The sequence below is a fragment of the Agrobacterium sp. 22-3639C2 genome, from assembly GCF_053522105.1.
This window is the reverse complement of record NZ_JBNWDB010000007.1, coordinates 71,402-94,430: the sequence shown is the minus strand read 5'-3', so window position 1 is coordinate 94,430 and position 23,029 is coordinate 71,402. Positions and strand designations below refer to the sequence as shown.

21 protein-coding genes are annotated in these 23,029 nt (G+C 59.3%); 12 read left to right on the top strand and 9 right to left on the bottom strand.

Annotation, left to right across the window (positions count from 1 at the left end):
• Positions 1–50 precede the first annotated feature (50 nt).
• Positions 51–641: a recombination regulator RecX gene (recX, locus tag ACQZ6D_RS25490; RefSeq protein ID WP_013762039.1), complete on the top strand. Its 591-nt coding sequence runs from the start codon at positions 51–53 to the stop codon at positions 639–641.
• Between the two features lie 3 nt (positions 642–644).
• Here recX and ACQZ6D_RS25485 read toward each other — a convergent pair whose 3' ends face one another.
• The 6 genes from ACQZ6D_RS25485 to ACQZ6D_RS25460 form a co-directional block, all read right to left on the bottom strand.
• The gene (locus ACQZ6D_RS25485) at positions 645–1,055 is read right to left on the bottom strand and encodes a c-type cytochrome (protein WP_004431671.1); all 411 of its coding nucleotides are present in this window, start codon (positions 1,053–1,055) and stop codon (positions 645–647) included.
• A 93-nt stretch (positions 1,056–1,148) separates the two neighbouring features.
• Positions 1,149–1,676, bottom strand: coding sequence for a DUF992 domain-containing protein (locus ACQZ6D_RS25480; protein ID WP_004431668.1), 528 nt, complete (start codon positions 1,674–1,676; stop codon positions 1,149–1,151).
• 248 nt (positions 1,677–1,924) lie between these two features.
• Positions 1,925–2,734 carry an ATP-binding cassette domain-containing protein gene (locus ACQZ6D_RS25475; RefSeq protein WP_111802044.1) on the bottom strand — a complete coding sequence of 270 codons (810 nt, stop codon included), beginning with the start codon at positions 2,732–2,734 and terminating at the stop codon, positions 1,925–1,927.
• Positions 2,735–2,764: 30 nt separating this feature from the next.
• Complete coding sequence (gene fhuB, locus ACQZ6D_RS25470; protein WP_013762035.1) at positions 2,765–4,732, bottom strand: Fe(3+)-hydroxamate ABC transporter permease FhuB; 1,968 nt, start codon at positions 4,730–4,732, stop codon at positions 2,765–2,767.
• Positions 4,729–5,631: an iron-siderophore ABC transporter substrate-binding protein gene (locus tag ACQZ6D_RS25465; RefSeq protein WP_019566562.1), complete on the bottom strand. Its 903-nt coding sequence runs from the start codon at positions 5,629–5,631 to the stop codon at positions 4,729–4,731. Before ACQZ6D_RS25465 ends, fhuB begins: the two co-directional genes overlap by 4 nt.
• A 28-nt stretch (positions 5,632–5,659) precedes the next feature.
• Positions 5,660–7,822, bottom strand: coding sequence for a TonB-dependent siderophore receptor (locus ACQZ6D_RS25460; protein WP_162633767.1), 2,163 nt, complete (start codon positions 7,820–7,822; stop codon positions 5,660–5,662).
• 156 nt (positions 7,823–7,978) lie between these two features.
• Between ACQZ6D_RS25460 and ACQZ6D_RS25455 the strand changes: the two genes are divergently transcribed.
• The 5 genes from ACQZ6D_RS25455 (at position 7,979) to ACQZ6D_RS25435 (ending at position 13,359) form a co-directional block, all read left to right on the top strand.
• Positions 7,979–8,893, top strand: coding sequence for a LysR family transcriptional regulator (locus tag ACQZ6D_RS25455; RefSeq protein WP_004431656.1), 915 nt, complete (start codon positions 7,979–7,981; stop codon positions 8,891–8,893).
• A gap of 264 nt (positions 8,894–9,157) precedes the next feature.
• Positions 9,158–9,421 (top strand): spike base protein, RCAP_Rcc01079 family, encoded by a 264-nt coding sequence (locus ACQZ6D_RS25450; protein ID WP_003508451.1) that lies wholly within the window; start codon positions 9,158–9,160, stop codon positions 9,419–9,421.
• 198 nt (positions 9,422–9,619) lie between these two features.
• Complete coding sequence (locus ACQZ6D_RS25445) at positions 9,620–11,287, top strand: phosphoethanolamine transferase (protein WP_111788772.1); 1,668 nt, start codon at positions 9,620–9,622, stop codon at positions 11,285–11,287.
• A 65-nt stretch (positions 11,288–11,352) separates the two neighbouring features.
• Positions 11,353–12,006: a response regulator transcription factor gene (locus ACQZ6D_RS25440; protein ID WP_004431644.1), complete on the top strand. Its 654-nt coding sequence runs from the start codon at positions 11,353–11,355 to the stop codon at positions 12,004–12,006.
• 6 nt (positions 12,007–12,012) lie between these two features.
• Complete coding sequence (locus ACQZ6D_RS25435; RefSeq protein ID WP_035199893.1) at positions 12,013–13,359, top strand: sensor histidine kinase; 1,347 nt, start codon at positions 12,013–12,015, stop codon at positions 13,357–13,359.
• A 53-nt stretch (positions 13,360–13,412) separates the two neighbouring features.
• Here ACQZ6D_RS25435 and ACQZ6D_RS25430 read toward each other — a convergent pair whose 3' ends face one another.
• Positions 13,413–14,717 (bottom strand): MFS transporter, encoded by a 1,305-nt coding sequence (locus ACQZ6D_RS25430; RefSeq protein WP_004431639.1) that lies wholly within the window; start codon positions 14,715–14,717, stop codon positions 13,413–13,415.
• A 222-nt stretch (positions 14,718–14,939) separates the two neighbouring features.
• Between ACQZ6D_RS25430 and ACQZ6D_RS25425 the strand changes: the two genes are divergently transcribed.
• The 5 genes from ACQZ6D_RS25425 (at position 14,940) to ACQZ6D_RS25405 (ending at position 20,392) form a co-directional block, all read left to right on the top strand.
• A complete protein-coding gene (locus ACQZ6D_RS25425; RefSeq protein WP_035199890.1) occupies positions 14,940–16,055 on the top strand; it encodes an RHE_PE00001 family protein in 1,116 nt (371 codons plus the stop codon).
• Between the two features lie 257 nt (positions 16,056–16,312).
• Entirely contained in the window at positions 16,313–16,543 is a 231-nt protein-coding gene (locus ACQZ6D_RS25420; protein WP_004431634.1) for a helix-turn-helix domain-containing protein, read from the top strand.
• Between the two features lie 224 nt (positions 16,544–16,767).
• On the top strand, positions 16,768–18,018 hold the full coding sequence (locus tag ACQZ6D_RS25415) for an adenylate/guanylate cyclase domain-containing protein (protein ID WP_035199889.1): 1,251 nt from the start codon (positions 16,768–16,770) through the stop codon (positions 18,016–18,018).
• Positions 18,019–18,250: 232 nt separating this feature from the next.
• Positions 18,251–19,243 (top strand): inositol 2-dehydrogenase, encoded by a 993-nt coding sequence (iolG, locus tag ACQZ6D_RS25410; protein ID WP_004431628.1) that lies wholly within the window; start codon positions 18,251–18,253, stop codon positions 19,241–19,243.
• 264 nt (positions 19,244–19,507) lie between these two features.
• The gene (locus ACQZ6D_RS25405; RefSeq protein WP_035199888.1) at positions 19,508–20,392 is read left to right on the top strand and encodes a DMT family transporter; all 885 of its coding nucleotides are present in this window, start codon (positions 19,508–19,510) and stop codon (positions 20,390–20,392) included.
• Positions 20,393–20,415: 23 nt separating this feature from the next.
• Here the strand turns inward: ACQZ6D_RS25405 and ACQZ6D_RS25400 are convergent, their stop codons facing one another.
• Both ACQZ6D_RS25400 and rocF read right to left on the bottom strand, forming a co-directional pair.
• Positions 20,416–21,471, bottom strand: coding sequence for an ornithine cyclodeaminase (locus tag ACQZ6D_RS25400; RefSeq protein ID WP_035199886.1), 1,056 nt, complete (start codon positions 21,469–21,471; stop codon positions 20,416–20,418).
• 13 nt (positions 21,472–21,484) lie between these two features.
• Positions 21,485–22,405, bottom strand: coding sequence for an arginase (gene rocF, locus ACQZ6D_RS25395; RefSeq protein ID WP_448730421.1), 921 nt, complete (start codon positions 22,403–22,405; stop codon positions 21,485–21,487).
• Between the two features lie 132 nt (positions 22,406–22,537).
• Between rocF and ACQZ6D_RS25390 the strand changes: the two genes are divergently transcribed.
• A complete protein-coding gene (locus tag ACQZ6D_RS25390) occupies positions 22,538–22,975 on the top strand; it encodes an Lrp/AsnC family transcriptional regulator (RefSeq protein ID WP_004431612.1) in 438 nt (145 codons plus the stop codon).
• Positions 22,976–23,029 lie beyond the last annotated feature (54 nt).

Here is a 23,029-nt window from a genome sequence, read left to right as displayed (position 1 = left end):
TGTAGCAGACGGGAACTGGCAAGACGGCTTCGCTGCGCTATAAAAGCGGGATGAACGATGATTCCAGCCCCTTCCTGACCGACGACATGGCACTGGATGGCGAAACGCAGGCCATCGAACCCACCAGCCGCATGCTGTCATGGGCGCGCAATTCCGCTCTCTACCGGCTGGAACAGCGGATGATGACGGAAAAGCAGCTGCGCGATGCGATCACCCGCAAGGCGCGGGAAAAATTCGAGGATATCAGCCCCGCTCAGATAAAGGCGCTTGGCGAATTCGCCGTGACCTTCGCCTATGGCATCAAGGCGCTCGACGATACGGCTTATGCAGAAATTGCCGTGCGAAGTGGCCAGCGCAGCGGCAAGTCGAAGCGCGGGCTTGCGCAAAAACTTCAGATCAAGGGCATTGATCGGGAAACGGCCGCAGTCGCGCTGCAGGAAACCAACGATCTGGTGGCGGCCGTCATCTTTGCGCGCAAGCGCGCCTTCGGCCCCTTTCGCCGTGTCGAGCTTGATGAAAAACGCAAGTCGAAGGAATTTTCCGCATTCGCCCGCAACGGCTTCGGCTTCGAAATCGGCGCGAAGGTGATGGCGATGACGGTGGAAGAGGCAGAAGAGATCGTTTCGGAAGCACCGCTTTAAGGGTTATTGCGGCATCGGATGCGTTTTCAGATAGGCGATCAGATCGGCAATATCCGTTTCGCTCCACAGCCCGAAAAAGCGCATCGAGGTTCCAGGGATCGCCTTTTTTGGGCTCGAGATAAAACTTTGCAGCTCCTCCTCCGTCCACACCCGACCCGCGGCACCGGCATCCTTCAGCGCCTGCGAATAATGGCCGTAACCAGCTACGGAGGCTATCGGCCTGCCCACCACGCCCATCAGATGCGGTCCCATGCGGGTGCGCGGCGCATCGATGCTGTGGCAGGTGGAACAGCGGCTGAAAACTTTTTCCCCGTGCACCGCATCGCCTTCGGCCAATGCCGGCGCAGCAATACAGAGGAAAAAAGCCATTGAAGCCGGAAGCGTTCTGAATGCCGAGATCATCATGCCCCGCATAATACAACGCCCTCTCCGTCTGACAACGAAGAGGGCGTTTTTTTGACATGCGACAGAATGCCCGGCGTTATAAGCCGGGCAGTACGTCGATGATCAGTTCATCGCCGTGAGCGTCACAGACGTACCGGTTGCGGCGAGGTTGAGGCCGACCTGGCCCGTTACGCTGACCGTCTGAAGCTGGATGGAGCCCGAGGTGCCGCCGACGAGGATGTTGGTGCCAACGCCGAGACCAACGGTCACTTCAGCCGTGGCGCCCTGATAAAGGCCGCCGAGCGAACCACGGTGGTAACCCGCTGTCGGGGCGAAAACGGCCCAGACCAGACGGCCCTGCGTGGTGAAGCCAAGGTCAACGCCCATCTTGCGGATGGCGCCGGTGTAATGATCGGTGCGACGCGCGCCCATGGTGGACTGGAAGGTGCAATCCAGTTCCTTGGCCGAGCCGATTACGTAACCGACGCCACCGCCGATATCGCAGGTGAGGTAACCGATCTTGACGCCATTGCGTTCGTCCTGCTCCTGCGGAGCCGGCTCATATCTTGCAAGGTCGGCAGCGAGTGCGGACACGGTTCCACCGAGACCCATCGTCAATGCGGCAAAAGTTACGGCAACAGCCTTTTTCATCTGATTTTCTCCTGTTTTATTCCTACCCGCAGCAGCCCTTATTGCCCTCTCCGGATATTGAATTCCGCACTGTTAACGTTTGTTCCCCGAAATCGATCCAAAACAACTGAATTGGGTGCAAGGAAAGCAAAACGGTTAACAATGTCTACTGGCGGTAGGATGCCATTAAGACATTGTTAGGGCGGGAAACGCCTGTCGAATTCCTGTTAAACGCGAGTACTTCAGGGCGTTGTTTTGCTGCAACGATGTCAAAGCGGCAGAGCGACGGGAAAGCCGGTGGCGGCATGGGTCATGACATCCATGCGAACGCCATAGATGCGCTGCAACGTCTCCGGCGTCATGATCTCCTGCGGCGTTCCCCGTGCGATAAGCTGGCCGGAATGAAGCGCAACGATCTCATCGCAGAAGCGTGCTGCCATGTTGACGTCATGCAGCACCACGATGACGCCAAGACCCTTTTCGCGCGACAGTCTCTGAACCAGCGAAAGCACTTCGATCTGGTGCGCCATGTCGAGTGCGGAGATAGGCTCGTCTAGAAGCAGGCTTTCGGCGTTCTGGGCCACCAGCATGGCAAGCCACACGCGCTGGCGCTCGCCGCCGGAAAGCGTATCCACCAGCCGGTCGCGGAAAGCGACGGTATCGGTAAGCTCGATCGCCTCTTCCACCTTCTCCTGATCCGCCTTGCTAAATTGCCCGAGCGCCCCGTGCCAGGGATAACGGCCGAGCGCCACCAGCTCCTTGGCCAGCATGCCGGAAGCAGCCGGCGTATATTGCGGCAGATAGGCGAGCTTTCGCGCAAATTCGCGATTGCCCCAGGCGCCGAGTGATTTTCCCTCGAACGAGACCTTGCCCGCCGTCGGTTCCTGAATACGTGCGAGAATCTTGAGCAGCGTCGATTTTCCCGAACCGTTATGACCGATCAGACCGATGGTCTTGCCAGTCGCAAAACTTGCCGTCAGCGGGTGCAGCAATGTCCTGCCCGGCACTTCCATCATGACGCCATCAAGAGAAAAAAGCGGGATATCGTCGTAATCGACGGCAAGTGCTGCCTCACCCATGGTTCTCATCTCCGTAAATGTTCAAATAAATCATTGGCGCCTGCCTGAAAGCCAGATCAGATAGGGCGCGCCGGCCAGAGCCGCAAAAAGCCCGAGCGGCAGTTCATAGGGAAAGGTCACCGTTCGCGCCCCGAGATCGGAAAGCGCCATCAGCACCGCGCCGAACAGGAAAGAAGCTAACAGATGATCGCGCGGCGTGGTGAAGCCGGCGCGAAGCGCAATATGCGGCGCCATCAGCCCGACGAAGCTCAAGGGACCGACGAGCAGCGAGGCGGCCCCCGTGGCGATGCCGGCCACCGCGATGACGGCGATACGCGCCAGGCCGAGCGGCAGCCCGAGCGAGAGCGGCACATCCCGGCCAAGCGGCAGGATCGTCAACCAGCGCGTCACCGACAGGGCAGCCGCCAGAAGCACGATGGAAAGAATGGCGAGAAAGATTGCCGAAGCCGGTGTCGCGGTCGAACCAGAGCCGCTGAGCCAGGCGAGAATCTGCCATGCCCGCTGGTCACCAATCGCAAGCAGCGCCGAAAGCACCGCCGAGCAGAGCGAACTAATAGCAATGCCGGCGAGCAGGATTTTTTCTGGCGCCAGATGCCGGCGCACGGAAAAGAACAGGACGAGGATCATGACGCCCGCCGAGCCGATGCCGGCGCCGCAAAACAGCTCGAACAGACCGGCCGCCGGAAAAATCGTGATGGCGGCGGCAAAACCGAGGCCTGCGCCGCCGCTGACGCCGATGACCTCCGGGCTTGCCATCGGATTGCCGGTGAGCCGCTGCAAAAGAGCACCCGCCATGGCGAGAAGACCGCCAGCGGCGATGGCCGCCATCAGCCGGGGCCAGCGGAAGGGCAGAAGGCTTTGCAGGTCACCCGCCCCCAGCATCGTCCAGCCCTGAGGCCCCCTGCCGATGGCGAGTGCTGCAAAGATCAGCGCGGCCATGACGATGAGCATCGGCAGCAGGGCCGTAAACCCGCGTCTTGTCGCGAGATCGACGCCTTCGCCGCGATGCACGTCGGTCGGCCGGATTTTCGGCAGCAGCCAGAGAAGCAGCGGGCCGCCGATCAGGGCCGTCACCGCGCCGGTCGGGAAAACTTCCGCCGTCTTGTTTGCCAGAAGTTGCACGATACCGTCGCAGAACCAGAGCAGCAGGCCGCCCAGAAGCGGGGAAACGAAGAGCACCGAAGAGGAGCGCCGCACGCCAAGCGCCCGGGTGAGCGCAGGGGCGGCAAGGCCGATGAAGCTGACGAGGCCAACCGCCGAAGCGACGAAGGCGGCCAGCATGACGGCGACGGCGGCGACGGCGAGCCTGATCGAAAACAGCGATACGCCGAGCGATCGCGCGCCGGAATCACCGAGACCGAGAACCGTCAGCGGCCTAACCAGCAGGCCCGTCAGGACAAGCCCCACGAGAAGCTGAAAGGTGAGAGACAGGGCGTTCGACCAATCCTGCTGGCTGAGCGAGCCGCCATTCCAGACCACGAGCGACATCAGATATTCGCCCTGCGCGAGCGTCAGCGCCGCGGAAACGGATGCGGCGGTGATGCCGACCAGGAGCCCTGCCACCACCATGGTTACCGGTTCGAAGGAGCGTCGCCAGCCAAGCAGGAAGACAATACCGGCGGCAGCGGCAGCGCCGGCAAGCGCCACCAGTGCGCGGTTGCCATCCAGCACCGAGGGAAAGAACAGCGTGGCGATGACGATGGCCAGTTGCGCGCCAGCCGAGATGCCGAGCGTCGAGGGATCAGCGATCGGGTTGCGCAGCAATTGCTGAAAAAGCGCGCCCGAGAGACCCAGCATCGCGCCCGCCAGAATGGCGACCGCCACACGCGGCATCAGGCTGAAAGCGAGGATGACCTGATCCATCGACATAGCGGCGGCATCAAAAGGCAGGCCGGGCCACGCACCGAAAGGCAGCCGCAGCAACCCGGCATGCAGGGAAAGACCGCAGGCCAGAATGAACAAAAGCCCGAAGAAAAGCGGGAGAGGCCGCGCCGTCACAAGGCTTCTCCCCGTGCCAAGAGCGCTTCGGTCAGAAGCCTCGCGAAACGCATGCCGGCGGTGATGCCGCCATAGGGGCCGACATTGGCAAGCGTCACCACCCGATTTTCCCGAACGGCAGGCAGCGCGCGCCAGATGGCGCTGTTGCGCAGAGTTTCCCGCGCCTCCACCGGAATATCGGAGACGATGACGATGCGCGCATCGGATGAGGCGGCGAGGTTTTCAAGCGGCACCGGGGCCGCGAAGGTGAATTGCGACCGATCCACCCAGGCATTGGTCAGCCCCAGACGGCCAAGAACATCCCCGAACATGCTATCCGCACCAAAGGCACGAAAATGCCGGGCGTCGCCTATGTTGATGACATAGGTCGGCCGTGCGGAAAACCCGGCAAGACGGGCCCGCATGGCGTGCAGTGCCGCTTCCGTTTCACCCAGAACCTTGCGCGCCTCTTCGGCCCGCCCGAGCTTTTCACCAAGCGCGGTGACCGCCGCCAGCGCCTTTTCGAAAGGCGGCTCACCCTTCACGTAAAAGGGCAGTGAAAAGACGGGGGCGATCGCTTCCAGCCTGCCGGTATAACGTGTGTAGAAAGGCGAAATCAGAATGAGCTCCGACCGGGTGAGCTGCAGAAGCTCGAAATTCGGAGCGCCGCGCAGGCCGAGATCGGCGACGGTTTCAGGGATATCAGGCTCGACCGCGCCGGACCGGAACTGGATGAGTTCGGTCGCCGCCACCGGCATGACGCCGAGCGCCACAGATGTTTCCAGCATGGCCCAGTCGATGGCGGCGATGCGCGGCGTCACTGCTGCCCGCGCCTTGCCCGCAAGAGCCGAGGCGGCGAGCAGGCTTAAAAATTCCCGCCGCCCCCAGAGGGGGGAAATCCATCGATCCTTACGCGTCATGCCCCTGCTGCTTCACTTTAATATGGCGTTACCAACGGTAGGTCAGCTTGCCCATAACGGTTCTGCCGTCACCGTAATAGCATCCGAAAGTGGAGCAACTAGAAATATATTCTTTATCAGTCAAGTTTTGCACCAGAAGCGAGGCGCGGTAGCCGTTCTTCTCGTAATGCACGCCGAGATCGAGCAGGGCGAGGCCCTTCATTTCGAAGGCATTGGCCGCATCGCCATAACGTTTTCCGACATAACGGACACCGCCGCCGATGCCGAAACCTTCAAGCGCCGTATCTTCCGGGAAGGTGTAGTCGAGCCAGAGGCTGGCGGCGTGCCGGGGCGTACTATCCAGCTCCTTGCCGTTGTTCACACGGCCGGAGACCTCGCTGTCCATGTAGGTATAGGCCGCCCGCAGGTCGAGCCCGTCTGCAAGGCTTGCGACGCCTTCCAGTTCGAGGCCTCTCACCTGCGCCTCGTCCATCTGCTGCGTCACCCCGCCCACCGTCGTCGTGACGTTCTTCTGTTTCAGATCGTAGATCGCCGCGGAAAAGAAACCGTCAAAGCCCTCGGGCTGATATTTGATGCCCGCTTCCCATTGTTCGCCCGTGGTCGGTTTCGGCGCATCACCGACAGCCGGCTGCGGCACGGGCTCGAAGGAGGTCGCGTAGCTGACATACGGCGCGATGCCGCCATCGAAGAGATAGCTGACCCCGACACGGCCCGTCAGCTTATGGTCGTCCTTGTCGAGAGTGCGGTAGGTCGTTCCGTTGAACGTCGTGCCGCCGGTGCTTGCCCAATCCTGCCGCAGACCGGCGGTGACCCGCCAGTTCTCAAAGGCCATCTCGTCCTGCGCATAAAGACCGATCTGGGAAATATCCGTCTTCACATCGGCATAAAGCGTGCGCGAGGTGAGACTAATTGGCCCGCCATAAACAGGATTGACGGGATTGAGCGGCGTTGCGGCCCAGAATTCGGTTTTGACGTTATTGTCGAAATAGCGGTAATCCAGCCCGACAAGCAGGGTGTGGTCGACTGGTCCCGTGGAGAACTCCGCCTGCAGGCTGTTGTCGATGTTGAAGGTGTTCAGCAATTCATCCTGGAACGTCGCATTGCGGCGGATGAGATTGCCGATCATGCCGCCGCTGGTCGAAGACATGCCGAGCGCGCGGTAGGACCAGTCGAAATTGGAATAACGCGCATTCTGCCGGAAGGTGAAGGTCTCGTCGAAACGGTGCTCGAACTCATAGCCGATATTAGTGAACTTGCGGCTTGAGGTATCGAAAGAGGGATCGCCGACATAAAAGCTGCGGTCCAGCATATTGCCTGGTCTCAGATAGGTCAGCGCCGGCGGCAGGCCAGACGGCGAACTCGGATTGTCGTGCTGATAGGAGGCGAGAACCGTCAGTTTCGTATCCTCGTCGGGCTGCCATGTCAGCGCCGGGGCGATGAAATAACGATCGTTCTGCAGATTGTCCGTCTGAAGATGGGCGTTGCGGGCAAGGCCGGTCAGGCGATAGGCAAAACTGTCGCTATCCGCGACCGGCCCACCAATATCGAACATCGATTGGTAATAATCGAAGCTGCCGATCTGCGCTCCGACTTCGCCGAAACGCTCGAAAGTCGGCCGCTTGCTGATGAGATTGATGAGGCCACCGGGATTACCCTGACCGTAAAGCACCGAGGCCGGCCCGCGAATGACTTCCACCCGCTCCAGACCGTAGACCTCATAAGACGGCGCACCGGCCGTGCGCATCAGCCGCAGACTGTTGAGGAACTGCAGCTGGTTACCCTGAAAGCCGCGAATGCGCGGCGCATCGAAACGTGGATCCGCCCCAAACGGCTGCGCGACGACGCCAGGCACATAATTCAGCACCTCGCTGAGATTACGGACATTCTGCGCATCCATTTGATCCCTGGTGATGACGGAAACCGATTGCGGCGTCTCGATCAGGGATCGCCCCGTCTTGGTGGCGCTGGCGCTGGTTTTTGCCACATAGCCCTTCACCGGCGCCTTGGAGTCCTGATTTTTCGCGCCGTCCACGGTGATGGTCTGCAGCACCGTCGTTCCGGCTTCCTGCGCAAGGGCAACGCCGGAGGTGACGAACGCCACATAGGCGATGGCAGCGCAACCGCCCGCCAGAATGGAAATGTGTTTAGATTTTCCCTGCACGCCAAGACCCTTCATCAACCGCGCCGCCATGAGACGGTTATTTTTCTGGAGAATTTAAGTCATCTTATTACGCAAGGAGCGGATTGTGATCCAATAAGTGAAACTGGATTTTTTCAGAACTACTGATTATGAAAATTCTTACGGATAATAGCTTGGAATTATTCAAATCCGTCAGGAAAGGCAGTGATGATGGGCAGGAAACCGGCAAACCGGGCGGACGCGTTCGAGCTGCGGCACCTGCGCTATTTCACCACGCTGGTGGATGAGCGCAATTTCGAGCGCGCCGCCGCCCGCCTCGGCATTGCCCAGCCGGGTTTGAGCCAGCAGATCATGGCGCTCGAGCAGATCGTCGGCATGCCGTTGCTTGACCGGACACGGCGATCGGTGAAGCTCACCACGCCTGGCCAGCTTCTTTATGAGGATGCCCGCAAAATTCTCGCCAATGCCGAGGCGACACTTGCGGCGCTTAAACGCGTCGATCGCGGCGAGACGGGCCGCATCTCCATCGGTTATGTCGCTTCGGCCGCCTATTCCGGCCTGATGATCCAGTCCATCGCCAGTTTCCGCGCCTCTCATCCCGATGTGGAACTGCAACTGATCGAGATGGAGATGCGGCTGCAACTCGCCAAGATCGCCGACGGAAATCTGGATTTTGCCTTCATCCGCCCGCCTGCGCCCGTTCCGGAAGGTGTCACAACCCATGTGGTTCTGCGCGAACCGCTGGTGGCCGCACTTCCTGAAAACCATCCCCTGGCCTTTGCGCTGCAGGTCGACCTCAAGAACCTTGCCGACGAGACCTTCATCACACCGCGGCAGCCGCCGGATGTCGGCTTTCATTACAATACGATAGAAGCCTGCAACGAGGCCGGGTTCCAGCCAACGATAAGCCCGGAAGGCCGGGATTACACCACCATTACCAGCATGGTGGCGATCGGCCTCGGTGTGGCGCTGGTGCCGCGCTCGCTCGATTGTCTGCGGTTGCCCGGCGTGCGCTACGTGCCGCTTGCAGCAAGCGCCACGACTTCCGACCTCGCCATCGCCCACCGGAAAACGGAAGCCTCTCCCGCCGTCAGGGCCTTCATTCTCCATACCCGCAATTGACGCGACCGCACCCGCCCATGCGCTGAATATCCACGACCCGGCTGCCGATCCCGTGGACGAAAAACCCGTCATCGTCCGTTTCCGCGGCATCGGTGGCAACAGGCCAAGCGACGCAACCACATGAGATTACGGAAAGAATGGCGCTCTTTTCGGCAAACCGGAAGCAAGGCCTAAATCCCGTCCGGATATTTTCTGTTCCCGCTTTTCCCCGCAGCCGCGGCGCACCGTATAATCGCGGCAGATTTCGATTTACGGGAGACAGCAATGGCTGAGACTTACGAACACCACGCCGCAGGCCTCGAATCCCCGGCATCCCATGCTTTCGAGGTTGTTCCTGATGATACGAACCCGCTTCCTTCCCCCACGCGCGCCATCTATGTGGGCAATGGTGGTCATCTCTGCCTGACCCTGCTTTCCGGCGCGACGGTGACCTTCCAGAACCTGCCCGCAGGCAGCCTGCTGCCGGTCAGGGCCACCCGCATATTTGCAACCCGCACCACCGCCACAGGCATTCTGGGGCTCAATTGAGCGCTCCATCGCCGGCTGATCTCCTCGATCTGAAACGCAGCCCTCGCCAGAAGCCCACCAAGGAGTGTGACACTTTCATGACAAGCTTTCAGGTTGATGTCAGCAAAATGAAGCATCCGCCATTGATCGGCCCATGCGGCAGCTTGGACAGCGGCGTTCCCGCCCCTTTTTCGTTGCCGCCGGCCTATCGGAAATCTGGTGGATCTGGCAGTGGCTCTTTTTACCGCGAAAGCGACGGGAACAATAACGTATCGTCCGGAGATCGGCAGCGTGCCGCTCAGCCTGCTGACGGCGGCCTATCTGCTGTTTTTCACGAACCGGACATTCTGGTCGAAGGTTCACACCTATCTTTCCGCCTATCCGGTTGCCATCGTCGCGCTTTATGTCGCCATAGCGGCGCTTTTCGGTGCGCTCATCACCATTTTTTCCGCCAAATATCTCATCAAGCCGTTTCTTATCTTGCTGATATTCGCGGCCGCGGCGGCTTCATGGTTCATGGACCGCTACGGCATCATCATCGACAGCGACATGATCCGCAACGCCGTGGAGACCACGCGCGCGGAAGCGGGCAATCTGATGACACCTGGCCTTTTCTGGCATCTGACGATCTATGGGTTGGTGCCGTCGCTCGTCATCGCCGCCGTCCGGGTTCGGCATCGGCCGATCATCGACAAGTTGCTGTGGAACACCGTCAGCATCCTGATCTGCCTCACCGTTGCCGGCATCATCAGCTTTGCGAATTCCAAAACATTCACCACCGCCGTGCGCCAGCACAAGGATATCGTCAAAAGCGTCAATCCCTTGTCGCCGATCATATCCACCATTCACTATCTGACGCAGGCGGAAAAGGAAGCTGACATACAGGTGAGCCCGATCGGCAAGGATGCGAAAATCCTGCCGGCGCTGGGTGGCATCCACAAGCCACGCATCACCGTCATCGTGGCTGGTGAGACCGCGCGCGCTGCGAACTTTTCCCTGAACGGCTATGGGCGCGACACCAACCCGGAACTGGCAAAGCGCGACGTGATCTATTTCCCTAATACAACCAGCTGCGGCACTGCGACGGCGATTTCCATTCCCTGCATGTTCTCGAAATTCCCGCGTTCTGAGTATAGCCACAACAAGGCGCTCGCCAACGAGAACGTCATGGATGTTCTTGTCCATGCCGGTGTCGGTGCAACCTGGCTGGACAACAACACCGGCAGCAAGAACGTGGCCGACCGCATTCCCTTTTTCGACCTGCCTTCCACCAACGACACCCGCTTCTGCACTGGCGGAGAATGCCGCGACGATATCTTCTTCGACAAGCTCGACGCATGGCTCGATAACGTCAAGAAGGACAGTGTCATCGTGTTGCACCAGATGGGCAGCCATGGGCCGACCTACTATCTGCGTTACACAGACGAATTCCGGAAGTTCACCCCGGACTGTCGAACCGCTGAGCTTGGCAATTGCACGGACGCGCAAATCGTGAATTCCTATGACAACACGCTTCTCTACACCGATCATTTCCTGTCGACCGTGATCGACAAGCTGAAGGCACGCTCCAACACGCTGGCGACGGGGATGATCTACGCCTCGGACCATGGTGAATCGCTTGGCGAAAACGGCGTCTATCTGCACGGCGCACCCTATCTGCTGGCACCCGACCAGCAGACCCATGTGCCGTTTCTCGTCTGGTTCGATGATGATTTCGCCAAATCAATGGGGCTGGATCGCGCATGCCTTGCAAAAGGCGCAGCAAAGGGCGGGCGCTCGCACGACAATTATTTCCACAGTATCCTTGGAATGATGAACGTCTCCACCTCCGTCTACGATTCCGCGCAGGACGTGTTCGGCGGCTGCACCCAGCGCCAGAATAGCTGAACATACAGTGCTTGACGCTTATCCCGTGAAAGCGATACGCAAGACGACGCGATAAAGGAGCTGTCTTGCGGGTTCTGCTTGTTGAAGACGATCATGTGCTGGGAGAGGCGCTGCGAGACCATGTCGCCGCGGCAGGCCACGCCGTCGACTGGTTTAAGTTGCTCGACGACGCCACGGCGGCGACGCTGACCATGGCCTACGGGCTCATCCTGCTCGACATGCGGCTGCCGGATGGCGATGGCATCACCCTTTTGCAATCACTGCGCAACCGCGATGACTCGACGCCGGTGATCATTCTGACGGCGCACGACCAGGTGTCCGACCGGATTGCCGGACTGAATGCCGGTGCGGACGACTATCTGGTCAAGCCCTTCGATCTCAACGAGCTTTCGGCACGCATGCTGGCGGTCTCGCGGCGTTACGAGGGGCGCTCCGCCCCCGTCATTCGCCTGCCCGGCATCGAAATCAACCAGGTGGCGCGCAATATCGTCGTTGACGGAACAGCGCAAACGCTCAGCGCCAGAGAATGGGCCGTGCTGGAAAAGCTGGTCGAGCATCCCGGTGCGGTCGTCTCTAAATCTCAACTGCACGACACGCTCTATGAATTCGGCGCGGAAATAGAAAGCAATACGGTCGAGGTTTATATCAGCCGGCTGCGCAAGAAGATCGGCCATGACCGCGTCGAGACCGTGCGCGGCGTCGGCTACACCATCAGGTAGACAGAAATGGCCAGACCAACCAGCATGACCCGCAAGCTCGTCACGGCGCTGACGAGCGTTGTCGCCATATCCTGGTTTATCGCCTGCGGGTTAGGCGTCATGGTGATGCAGGACGAGTTCGCTGAAATTTTCGACGCTGGCGTTGAGGAAACAGCCGAAAGACTGCTGCCACTGCTGGTGGACGATCTCAGGGAAAACAACACGGGCCCCGCCTCGCAAAAACTCAACCAGTCTGCACATGCGGCGGAATATCTGACCTATCAGGTTCGCGACCGGGAAGGACAGGTCGTCCTTCATTCACATGACAGTTCGACCGAACCTTTCGAGGTCTCTCTCGACCCCGGTTTTTCTGAAACGGCGACCCAGCGCATCTACACGGTGGCGACACCGGACGGGAATTACTTCCTTCAGGTCGCAGATGCCTTCGCCAACCGGCGTGAGGCAATCGAGGAAGCCGGCACTGCAATTTTGCTGCCCGTTCTCATTCTTATCCCCGCCAGCATCTTTGCCGTTATCTTCGTGGTGCGCAAAACCCTGCAACCGATACAGACCTTGCGCGACGAGATCGGGAAAAAAGACGGCGGCAATCTCGCGCCACTGGAAACCCTGCCGTTTCCGGCTGAACTTCACCCGATTGCCCGCTCGGTTAATCTGCTGCTGAGGCGGCTGCGATCGACAATCGAAGCGGAAAGGGAGTTCACCGCCAACAGCGCCCATGAATTGCGCACGCCGATTGCCGGCGCGCTGGCGCAGGCGCAGCGGCTGCACGCCGATATTCCGCCTGAACTTGCACCGCGCGTGGAAAATATCGAGAAAGCCCTGATGCATCTCGGCCATCTCGCCGAAAAACTGCTGCAGATGTCGCGCGCGGAAGCAAGGATCGGGGTAACAGACACGGCGACCGACCTCATCCCCATTCTCGAGCTCATCATCGACGATATGAGCAGAACGGCGATCGGCACGTCCCGCATCCGCTTCACGAATCGCTGCGAAGGCGGCCTGAACTGCAAGCTGGGCACGGATGCCTTCGGCATCATCATCCGCAACCTACTCGAAAACGCCCTGATCCACAGTCCGGCGGAAAGCCCGGTGCACATACTGGCCGAAGAGGACGGTACGATCCTTATCGTCAATTCCGGCGCGGCGATCGACAAGGCGCTTCTTCCCAAACTGACGACGCGCTTTGTCCGAGGCCCGTCCAAGGCTGATGGCACCGGGCTTGGCCTCGCTATCGTCAGAAGCCTGATGGAACAGATTGGCGGCGAACTCGTGCTATCCTCCCCCGCACCCGGCAGACAGGACGGTTTTGAGGCCCGCATCGTGCTTCCGGTCGAAGACGCCGGAATGCGCTGAAAACAAAAAGCCCCGCCAGGGGGCGGGGCTTTCGCTGGTATTATTGTGGCCGCTCAATCCTCGTGAATATGGCTATGGTCGCGCGTATCGCGCATCTTCACATAAACCACCAGCGACAGCGCAATCATGATCGTAACGTACCAGAAGAACCAGTTTTCGTGGCCGATCTGCTTGAACTTCAAGGCTACGAATTCTGCCGTTCCACCGAAAATCGTGTTCGCCAGCGCGTAGGGCAGAGCCACACCAAGCGCCCGGATGTGGGCGGGGAACATTTCCGCCTTCACCACCGCATTGATGGAAGTGTAGCCGGTGACGATCAACAGGCCGACCAGAACGAGAGCGAAAGCCATGATCGGGTCGGTTGTCGTCGCCAGCGTCGTGAAGATGAGATAGGTGAACAGCGTTCCAAGAATGCCGAAGCCGACCATCAGCGGCTTGCGACCCACCTTGTCCGACAGCGCACCGGCAATCGGCTGGCACAGCATGAAGACAAAGAGGGCTGCCGTGGTGATTTCGGTCGCGCTTTCCTTGCTGAAGCCGGAGGTATTGACGAGGAATTTCTGCAGATAGGTCGTGTAGGCGTAAAAGGCGAGCGTGCCGCCTGATGTCAGCGCCATGACCATCATCGCTTCCCGCGGATAATGCTTGAACAGCGCCCATCCGCTCGATTTCGGCTTGTCCGCGTTGCCCGCCTTGGCATTTTCAAAGGACTGCGTCTCGGCAAGGCCGCGACGGATGTAAAACACCGCAATTGCAAGAACGCCACCGATGAAGAAGGGAATGCGCCAGCCCCAGGCGCCGAGCTGCTCGGGTGTCAGAACCCGCTGCAGAACCAGCAACACCGCCAGCGCCAGAAGCTGGCCGGAAATCAGCGTCACGTACTGGAAACTGGAGAAAAAGCCGCGACGGTTCTTGCCGGCCATTTCGCTGAGATAGGTCGCGCTGGCGCCATATTCACCGCCGACGCTGATGCCCTGCAGCAGGCGGGCAAACACCAGAATGGCAGGCGCTGCAATGCCGATCGTCTCGTGGCCGGGTGTAATTGCGATCAACAGCGAGCCGAGGCACATCAAGGTAACGGACAAGGTCAGGCCGGCCTTGCGGCCCTTGCGGTCGGCATAGGTTCCCATGAACCACGCACCGATGGGCCGCATCAGAAATCCGACGGCAAAAACGGCGGCCGCGCTCAGCAATTCGGCGGTCTGGTTTCCGGAAGGGAAAAACACCGGCGCGAAATAAAGGGTGAAGGCCGAATAAACGTACCAGTCGTACCATTCGACGAGGTTGCCCGCCGATCCGCCGATAATGGATTTCAAACGGGTTTTCTGATCCGGTGCCGTAGCGGGACCATTTGCCATAATATTCACGGTAAACTCCAATTCATCTCGCCTGGAGGTGGAAGGGCGAACGGAAGGTGTGATAATTTGTCGCTCTCGGAGGGGGTATATACCCGCCATATTGCAATGCGCAAGTTTACGCCGCATCGCAGCATGGCAATGGCAGCGTCTACTCGCCATCTTCCGCGCCGGACCATTCTAATACGCCTTGTCACCCGGCCGTGCTCAAACTAAAAAATATCAATGATTTACGATACATCGGACATCCATATCGAAAAGCTTCTCATCCCCGCCGCGCGCGCGGGTGAAGCGCTGGCACGACTGGATGAGAGGATAAGCCGGTCGCCGATGAAACACGGCTTCATCGAAAGGCAGGACTTTACCGACGCGATTTCCTCCATGTGGGTTGATGGCGAACTTGTCCATATGGAAGATCTGGTCCTGCATGACGCCCATATGGATGTGCGGGCGCCAACCCATGAAATGACGGCGGCGCACCGGATCGTCCGCTCAAGGCGGCTGATTTTTTCAAACGCGCCAGGCTGGGCCTTCACTGCACCAGGCCTTTCCCGTCTGCGCGGAAGAATGGGAATTGCCGCCGACGCGACGGCATTTGCCCCGGAAACGGTGGATCATTCCGGCAACGAAGAGGCTGATGCAGAAGGCGAGACACCGCTGGACGGGGCCTTTTCCGAGCTGGACGCACTTCTGGCGCGAAGCGCCGCGACTTTGGACGCGATCACCGCCGGCACCACCCTTGCGCCGGTGACACATCGGGAAGAGGCCCATCCGATGATCAACGATCCCGACTGGGACGAGGAGGAAAGGCTGAAGGAATGGCGGCAGGTCCTTGGCCAGACGGAGGAGTTGCCCCCGATCCTGCGCACCGCAATCCTGCTGGATGCCTGGAATATGATCGAGGTTCTGCAACGCAGCCCCTGGCTCGGCAGGCTCATGGCCGCCGCTTTTCTGCGCGACGGGGCTGTCTCTCCCGACCACCTGCCGGCGCTCAGCGCTGGTCTTCGTGCCGTCCCGCGCGAGCGCCGGCACGCCAGAAACCAGACGCAACGCCTAGTCGCCCTTCTCGACAGCTTTTACGAGGCGGCGCTGGCCAGCATGAAGGAACATGACAGGCTGACCCACGCCAGAGAACGCATGATGCGCAAGCTGGCCGGCCGACGCTCGTCTTCGCGTCTTCCAGAGCTGGTGGAGCTTGTCGTCTCCCGGCCGGTGGTTTCGGCGGCCATGATCGTCAGGGAACTCGGCACCACGCCGCAGGGCGCGATAGGGCTCGCCAATCAACTGGAGTTGAGGGAGGTTACGGGCCGCGGCCGCTTCCGTGCCTGGGGCATGCTGTAGCACAAGCCGCTAGTCTTCATCCGCCTAAACCCCGGAAAAATAGTATTTTTCTCAACCCCTTGTTCCTGCGATGAATCCCGCAGGAATCCTGCGATCACGAATCTTAACAAAATTTAACTATTGCGTAGGTGGATGAAGCGGCTATGTTCTCGCTGCGTTGCAACACGATTTTTCTCCGGTAACGCGGTCGCATTCGGCTCCGGCAACCTTTCTTTGCCATCCGCATTAAAGTGTCCACCATGAGGGAGATGCAAAAAATGACAATTTCAGTCTCACAACTCGATTCCGATCAGGAAACAGATGCTCCTTTCGCCCGAAAAGTCCTGATGGCGCGCAATCTCGCCGGATATACGGTCGATCAGCTTGCCATCACCTGCGGCCTGACAGCCAATGAAATCCGCGCCTTGGAAGACGGCTCAGACAGCGATCCTCTGCGCATCAGGCGCGTTGCCGCCGCCCTGCATATTCCAGTCGAAACCGTTATCTGATCGTTCACAACGATCCGAACCAAATCTCAGCGCCGCCGGGGACGATGTTCACGCAACATCCGGGCGGCGCGCGTAGCGGTTTGAACGCTACAAGTCTCTCCGGAACATTTTCCGCTCCGCTCTCTTAACATTTCCGTTATCCGGCACCACATGATGTCCGCACGGGACATGTTCGCCATGTGGCCCGCCTGCGCGAGAGCACCAATAATTTCCGGAATCCTGCCATGACACTCAGCCTTAACACCGAAGAACGGGTTTCTTCAGCATTGGATGAATTGTGGCCAACGGAGAAAACGGAAATTCTCGACTGGCTCGTCACCGGCACAAAGGACGAGCGCTTTATCGATGAGATATTCTTCGAGCTGTGTAGCAGGTTGCGCGAAAGTGGAATTTCCATAGCGCGGGGCGCACTTGCCTTCCGCATTCGTCACCCGCAATGGCTTGGCGCGCGCATCCTGTGGAAGGCCGGCATATCGTCGGCCGAGATCACCACCTATGGCTATGGGGCGGAGAGCTCGCCCGAATATCTGAACAGCCCCATCAACGACATCCATCAGGGCGCAACCGAAATCCGCCACCGGCTGACCGGCGACGAAATCGAGCCATCCGCTTATCCGATCTATGAGGAATTGCGCGCCGACGGGCTGACGGATTATTTCGCCTGGCCGATCGAACATACGTTCGGCAAGCGCCATGTCGCCACTTTTTCCAGCGATCGGCCCGGTGGCTTTTTGGAAGCGGAAGTCCTTGCGTTGAAAAACCTGCTACCGGCGCTCGCACTGGTCAGCGAAATTCGCCTGAAAAACCGCATGACGCGCACCCTGCTGGAGACCTATGTCGGGCCGCATGCGGGCGAAAAAATCCTCAATGGCGCAACGACGCGCGGCAGCGGCATAACGGTCGGCGCGGCGATCCTGATCTGCGACCTGCGCAACTTCACCCATATTTCCGACCTCTGGCCGCGCGATGATGTGATCGAATTGCTGAACGGTTATTTCGACGCGATGTGCGATCCGATCGAGGAATTCGGTGGTGAAATCCTGAAATTCATGGGCGATGGGCTGCTGGCGATTTTCCCGCTCAGCGATCCACAGGCTTGTGAAAACCTGCTGAAAGCCATTGCCAGCGCACAGAAAAGTCTCGTTGCCCTCAACGACATCAATTGCCAGAAAGGCCATGACCCTCTGGGTTACGGCATCGGCGTCCATGTTGGCGATGTCATGTATGGCAATATCGGCTCGAAAACCCGCCTCGATTTTACCGTCATCGGTCCGGCCGTGAACATCGCATCACGGCTTGAAACCCTGACCAAGGAAACCGGCCGCAACGTCCTGTTTTCCGAAGAATTTGTCCGTATGGCCGGACACGAGGACAAGCTGGACAATCTCGGCCCATGGCTTCTGCGCGGCCTTGAAACCCCGGTCGAGGTTTATGCGCTTCCCCAACAGGAGGTCCTCGCACCCTCTGTCGACTGACTGCCGGTCAGGACTTTATTCCCGTTTCAACGCTTTCTCAACGCAGCGCTCACCCGTGCTGCGCAACCTCCCGAAGAGATGATTTCCGCTGCCCTGCCCGTCGTCAAAACGCTTGACACGCCTCCGATGTCGATCTAGCAAAATAGAACATATATTCCATATCGAAACATTGTTTGCGTTCATATTCTGTCTTTCCGGGAGTGGAAGACGGGTGTGAGGAACCGGAGGAAAGATGGTTACGAAATTGGCACTGCTCGGCGCTGGACGGATCGGCAAGGTCCACGCCAAGGCGATCACCACCGACAGCCGTGCGAAGCTGGTGGCCGTTGTGGACGCCGTTGCCGGTGCTGCGGAAGCAATCGCCCGCGAAGCGCAGTGCAAGGTCAGCACAATCGACGAGGTTCTGGCTGACAAGACGATCGACGCCGTCATCATCTGCACGCCGACCAACACCCATGCCGATCTGATTGAGCGTTTCGCCCGTGCCGGCAAGGCCATCTTCTGCGAAAAACCCGTCGATCTGGATGTGGCCCGTGCGGAAGCCTGCGCCAAGGTGGTTGAGGAAACCGGTGCAAAGGTGATGCTCGGTTTCAACCGGCGTTTCGATCCGCATTTTCAGGCCGTGCACAAGGCAATCGAGGATGGCCGCATCGGCAAGGTCGAAATGGTGACCATCACCAGCCGCGATCCCGGCCCGCCGCCAGCCGAATACATCAAGGTTTCCGGCGGCATTTTCCGTGACATGACTATTCATGATTTCGACATGGCGCGGTTCCTGCTCGGCGAGGAAGTGGAAAGCGTATTCGCCACCGGTTCCGTTCTCGTCAATCCGGAGATCGGTGCACTCGGCGATTTCGATAGCGCCAGCATCATTCTGACGACGAAAAGCGGCAGGCAAGCCAGCATTTCGAATTCGCGACGCGCGACCTATGGGTATGACCAGCGTATCGAAGTGCATGGTTCGCTCGGTTCGGCTGCGGCCGAGAACCAGCGGCCGGTCTCCATCGAGATCGCCAATGCTGAGGGCTACACCCGCCCGCCGCTGCATGATTTCTTCATGACGCGTTATACGGCGGCCTACGCGGCGGAAATTACCGCTTTCATCGATTGCATCGAAAACAATGTAGCTCCGTCACCCTCCATCAAGGATGGGCTGATCGCATTGAAACTGGCCGACGCTGCGCTGAAATCCGTCACCTCGAAGGCGGCCGTGACGATCGGCTGATCGACGCGGAAATCACTCCGTAACCGACATCCTGTCCGCGGTGCGTTAACGCATGGCGGACAGGAAAACAGCTATTCGCAAAGCTTTCGCCAGCATCGGCGCCACCCGTGAACTTGACCGGGCAGAGGCAGTCTTCGGACTTGCATGGCAGCTATTCGGAAAATAAGGTTGTCTGACAAGATACGGCCAGACCATATGGCTGCTATTCACCTTATTCACGCCGAATCCTCTTTTTGCCGGCAACAGCCGGACAGTGGTTTATTTATGCCATCACCCAAGACCGGTTATCTTTATGCGCTCATAGCATTCACGATCTTTGCAGCGCAGGATGGCATATCCAAACATCTTGGCAGTTCTTATCCGCCCGTCTTCGTCGCCATGCTTCGATACTGGGCCTTCGCCGTCTTCGTTTTGTTGATGGCTGCAAGGTCCTCTGGCGGCATTCGGGGCGCTGTCATGGCAAACCGTCCGTGGCTGCAGATCAGCCGCGGCGTCCTTCTTGCCGTGCAGATTGTTTTTTCCATTTTCTCCTTCGCCGTTGTCGGGCTGGCGCACAGCCACTCCATCCTCGCTTCGGCGCCGCTGATCGTCGCCGCACTGTCCGTGCCGTTGCTTGGCGAACATGTGGGCTGGCGGCGCTGGTGCGCCATTTTTGTCGGCTTCGTCGGCGTTCTCGTCATTCTGAAACCTGATGGCGAAGGGTTCGACAACCGCCTGCTGATCACTTTCATCGCCGCCTTCATGCTTGCGCTCTACAGCGTCCTGACCCGCCTTGGCAGCAAGAGCGATTCAGCGATGACGAGCTTCTTTTATACCGGCGTGGCCGGTGCGGCAGCACTGACGCTGGTGGGTCCGTTTTATTGGGTTAGCCTTGCACCCCAGGATTGGGGCTGGATGCTGGCGCTGTGCATTACCGGCATGAGCGGCCATTATTGCCTGATCAAGGCATTCGAGCTGGCGGATGCGGCCTCGGTGCAGCCGTTTTCCTATTACCAGCTCGTGCTCGTCTCCATCATCGGCGTCACCATCTATGGCGAGGTCGTGACATCCAACATGGTTCTGGGTGCTGCAATCGTGATCGCCGCCGGTCTCTTCACCATCTGGCGGGAACATGCCGTTGCCCGCAGGGAACGCAGGCGGGCTGGCTGACGTCATTCCGGTTGAACGTCCTCTCAGGCGAGAGCCGCCTCGCAGCGCAACAGCATTCCAAACAGGTCGCGCGGCTCATCCGGATCGGCCAGCAGATCCAGCTCCGTGTAAAGCCCGGTGGCGGCCAGTTTCGAGCGCACATAACGCAGCGCCGAAAAATCCTCGGTCGCGAAACCGACGCTGTCGAACAGCGTGATCTGCCTGTCGTTTACCCGCCCGTGCTTTTCACCCGATATGACCTGCCATAGTTCTGTGACAGGGTAGTCCGCTGGCAATTGCTGGATTTCACCTTCGATGCGCGTCTGCGGTGGGTATTCGACAAAAATGTCCGACCGCAGCAGAATGTCCCGGTGCAGTTCCGTCTTGCCGGGACAATCGCCGCCGACGGCATTGATGTGAATGCCGGGGCCAACCATGTTGTCGGTCAGGATTGTCGCATATTGCTTGTCAGCCGTGACGGTGGTGATGATATCTGCACCTTCCACTGCGCCCTGCGCACTATCGCAAATTTCGATGGTAAAGCCCTGCCCGACAAGATTGCGGGCGCATTTTTCGCTGGCGGTCCGGTCGATATCGAAAAGCCGCACCGTGTCGATGCCAAGAATAGCCTTGAAGGCCCGCGCCTGGAACTCGCTCTGCGCGCCATTACCGATGATGGCCATCGAGCGGGCATTTTTGCGGGCTAGGTGTTTTGCAGCGACAGCCGAAGTAGCAGCGGTGCGCAGCGCCGTCAGAATGGTCATTTCGGTCAGGAGCAGTGGATAGCCGTTGCCGACATCGGAAAGCACCCCAAAAGCAGTCACCGTCTGGCGGCCCTCCTTCATGTTTTTCGGATGGCCGTTCACATATTTGAAGCCATACAGCGTTCCATCACTGGTTGGCATCAGCTCGATGACGCCCTCTTGGGAATGCGATGCGATGCGCGGCGTCTTGTCGAAACTTTCCCAGCGGCGGAAATCCTCTTCCACGACGTCGGCAAGTTCGCGCAGAAACGTATCGATCCCCACGCGCAGCACGAGTTTCATCATATGATCGACGCTGACGAAAGGTACGATATTAAGGTTCGGTATAATCGTCATTGCATCATCCCCCTTAGCCGGCCCGCGTCGGGCGGTCCATAACCCGCTTGCCCATCAGGCTGGCAGCCAGGTCGACCATCAGCGTCGCCGTCCTGCCGCGCTCATCGAGAAACGGGTTAAGCTCCACGAGATCGAGACTGCACACAAGCCCGCTATCATGCAGCATCTCCATCACCAGATGCGCCTCACGGAACGTCGCCCCACCCGGAACCGTGGTGCCGACCGCAGGCGCGATCGACGGTTCGAGGAAATCGACATCGAGACTGACATGCAACAGGCCGTTTGCCGCCTGCACCCGCGCAAGGAACGCGCGCAGCAGAACCGCGACACCATGCTCGTCTATCGAGCGCATGTCGTGAACGGTGATGCCGCTGTCTTCCAGTGCGGCTCTCTCGGCTGGATCGACGCTGCGGATGCCGATCATGCCGATATTTTCCTCAGGAACTGCATGGGAGAGCGTCGGAAAGTAACCCGAAAATCCGTCGCGACCACTGAAATAGGCGACCGGCGTGCCATGCAGGTTACCGCTGCGCGTCGTTTCAAGCGTGTGGTAATCAGTATGGGCATCGAGCCAGAGCACGAAAAACGGCCGGCCACTCTCCGCCACCCGCCGCGCCATGCCGGCGACGGTTCCCGCGGAAATTGCGTGGTCGCCGCCAAGAAAGATCGGCACGGCGGCAGCACTTTCTCGATAGGCGGCCTCCGTCAGCGCCTCGGTCCAGGCCACCGTCTCAGCGAGATGATGCACCGCCGGATTGGGGTGGCTAAACTCCCTCAGCGGCGCCGGCGTCACATTGCCGGTATCCACCACCCGATGGCCCAGATCTTCGAGCGCCCGCGTGAGACCGGCGATGCGATACGCACTCGGCCCCATCTCACACCCCAATTGCCCGGCTCCGATTTGCAACGGCGCACCGATCAGCCTGATATCCATTTGAGCCCTCGCTTTCATCAACCGATAACCTCACTAAACCACACAGACATGGCGGAATGAACATCAAATATTGGCAATATTATCGAAATAGGCTATCGATTTGGTCAAATCTATTTATCAGAATGGCTGCCAATGGATGATCTCGACGAACGGCTCGTGACCCTTTTGAGGCATAACGGCAGACGCAGCATTTCCGATCTGGCGATCGAGACGGAAACCTCGCGCGCAACGGTACGCTCACGCATCGAAAAAATGGAAAATGACGGCACTATCATCGGTTACACCGTCATCCTGCGTGCCGATGCGGTGGAGGCGGCGATCCGCGGCATCATGATGATCGAGATTGAAGGCCATGTGACGGACCGCGTCATCCGCACGCTCGGCGGTTTCCCGGAAATATCCGAAATTCACAGCACGAACGGTCGCTGGGACCTGATCGTAGAACTTAACGCCGCCACTCTCAGCGATTTCGACGCGGTGCTCCGCCGTATCCGCCTTGTCCCTGGCATTACCGGCAGCGAGACCAGCCTTCTGCTCTCCACCCCACGCTCCACCCGTGCGCGGCTCTGACGCAGGAGACAGACGCAAAAGAGCGACGAAAACGCATTTTTCGATTTTTTCGAC

Coding starts and splice junctions, on each gene's coding strand:
- rocF (WP_448730421.1), bottom strand. CDS start 22,405: ATGGATATCAGGCTGATCGGTGCGCCGTTGCAAATCGGAGCCGGGCAA.
- ACQZ6D_RS25390 (WP_004431612.1), top strand. CDS start 22,538: ATGGATGATCTCGACGAACGGCTCGTGACCCTTTTGAGGCATAACGGC.
- recX (WP_013762039.1), top strand. CDS start 51: ATGAACGATGATTCCAGCCCCTTCCTGACCGACGACATGGCACTGGAT.
- ACQZ6D_RS25420 (WP_004431634.1), top strand. CDS start 16,313: ATGACAATTTCAGTCTCACAACTCGATTCCGATCAGGAAACAGATGCT.
- ACQZ6D_RS25405 (WP_035199888.1), top strand. CDS start 19,508: ATGCCATCACCCAAGACCGGTTATCTTTATGCGCTCATAGCATTCACG.
- ACQZ6D_RS25435 (WP_035199893.1), top strand. CDS start 12,013: ATGGCCAGACCAACCAGCATGACCCGCAAGCTCGTCACGGCGCTGACG.
- ACQZ6D_RS25485 (WP_004431671.1), bottom strand. CDS start 1,055: ATGCGGGGCATGATGATCTCGGCATTCAGAACGCTTCCGGCTTCAATG.
- ACQZ6D_RS25400 (WP_035199886.1), bottom strand. CDS start 21,471: ATGACGATTATACCGAACCTTAATATCGTACCTTTCGTCAGCGTCGAT.
- ACQZ6D_RS25450 (WP_003508451.1), top strand. CDS start 9,158: ATGGCTGAGACTTACGAACACCACGCCGCAGGCCTCGAATCCCCGGCA.
- ACQZ6D_RS25415 (WP_035199889.1), top strand. CDS start 16,768: ATGACACTCAGCCTTAACACCGAAGAACGGGTTTCTTCAGCATTGGAT.
- ACQZ6D_RS25480 (WP_004431668.1), bottom strand. CDS start 1,676: ATGAAAAAGGCTGTTGCCGTAACTTTTGCCGCATTGACGATGGGTCTC.
- ACQZ6D_RS25430 (WP_004431639.1), bottom strand. CDS start 14,717: ATGGCAAATGGTCCCGCTACGGCACCGGATCAGAAAACCCGTTTGAAA.
- ACQZ6D_RS25455 (WP_004431656.1), top strand. CDS start 7,979: ATGATGGGCAGGAAACCGGCAAACCGGGCGGACGCGTTCGAGCTGCGG.
- ACQZ6D_RS25465 (WP_019566562.1), bottom strand. CDS start 5,631: ATGACGCGTAAGGATCGATGGATTTCCCCCCTCTGGGGGCGGCGGGAA.
- ACQZ6D_RS25425 (WP_035199890.1), top strand. CDS start 14,940: ATGATTTACGATACATCGGACATCCATATCGAAAAGCTTCTCATCCCC.
- ACQZ6D_RS25475 (WP_111802044.1), bottom strand. CDS start 2,734: ATGGGTGAGGCAGCACTTGCCGTCGATTACGACGATATCCCGCTTTTT.
- ACQZ6D_RS25460 (WP_162633767.1), bottom strand. CDS start 7,822: ATGGCGGCGCGGTTGATGAAGGGTCTTGGCGTGCAGGGAAAATCTAAA.
- iolG (WP_004431628.1), top strand. CDS start 18,251: ATGGTTACGAAATTGGCACTGCTCGGCGCTGGACGGATCGGCAAGGTC.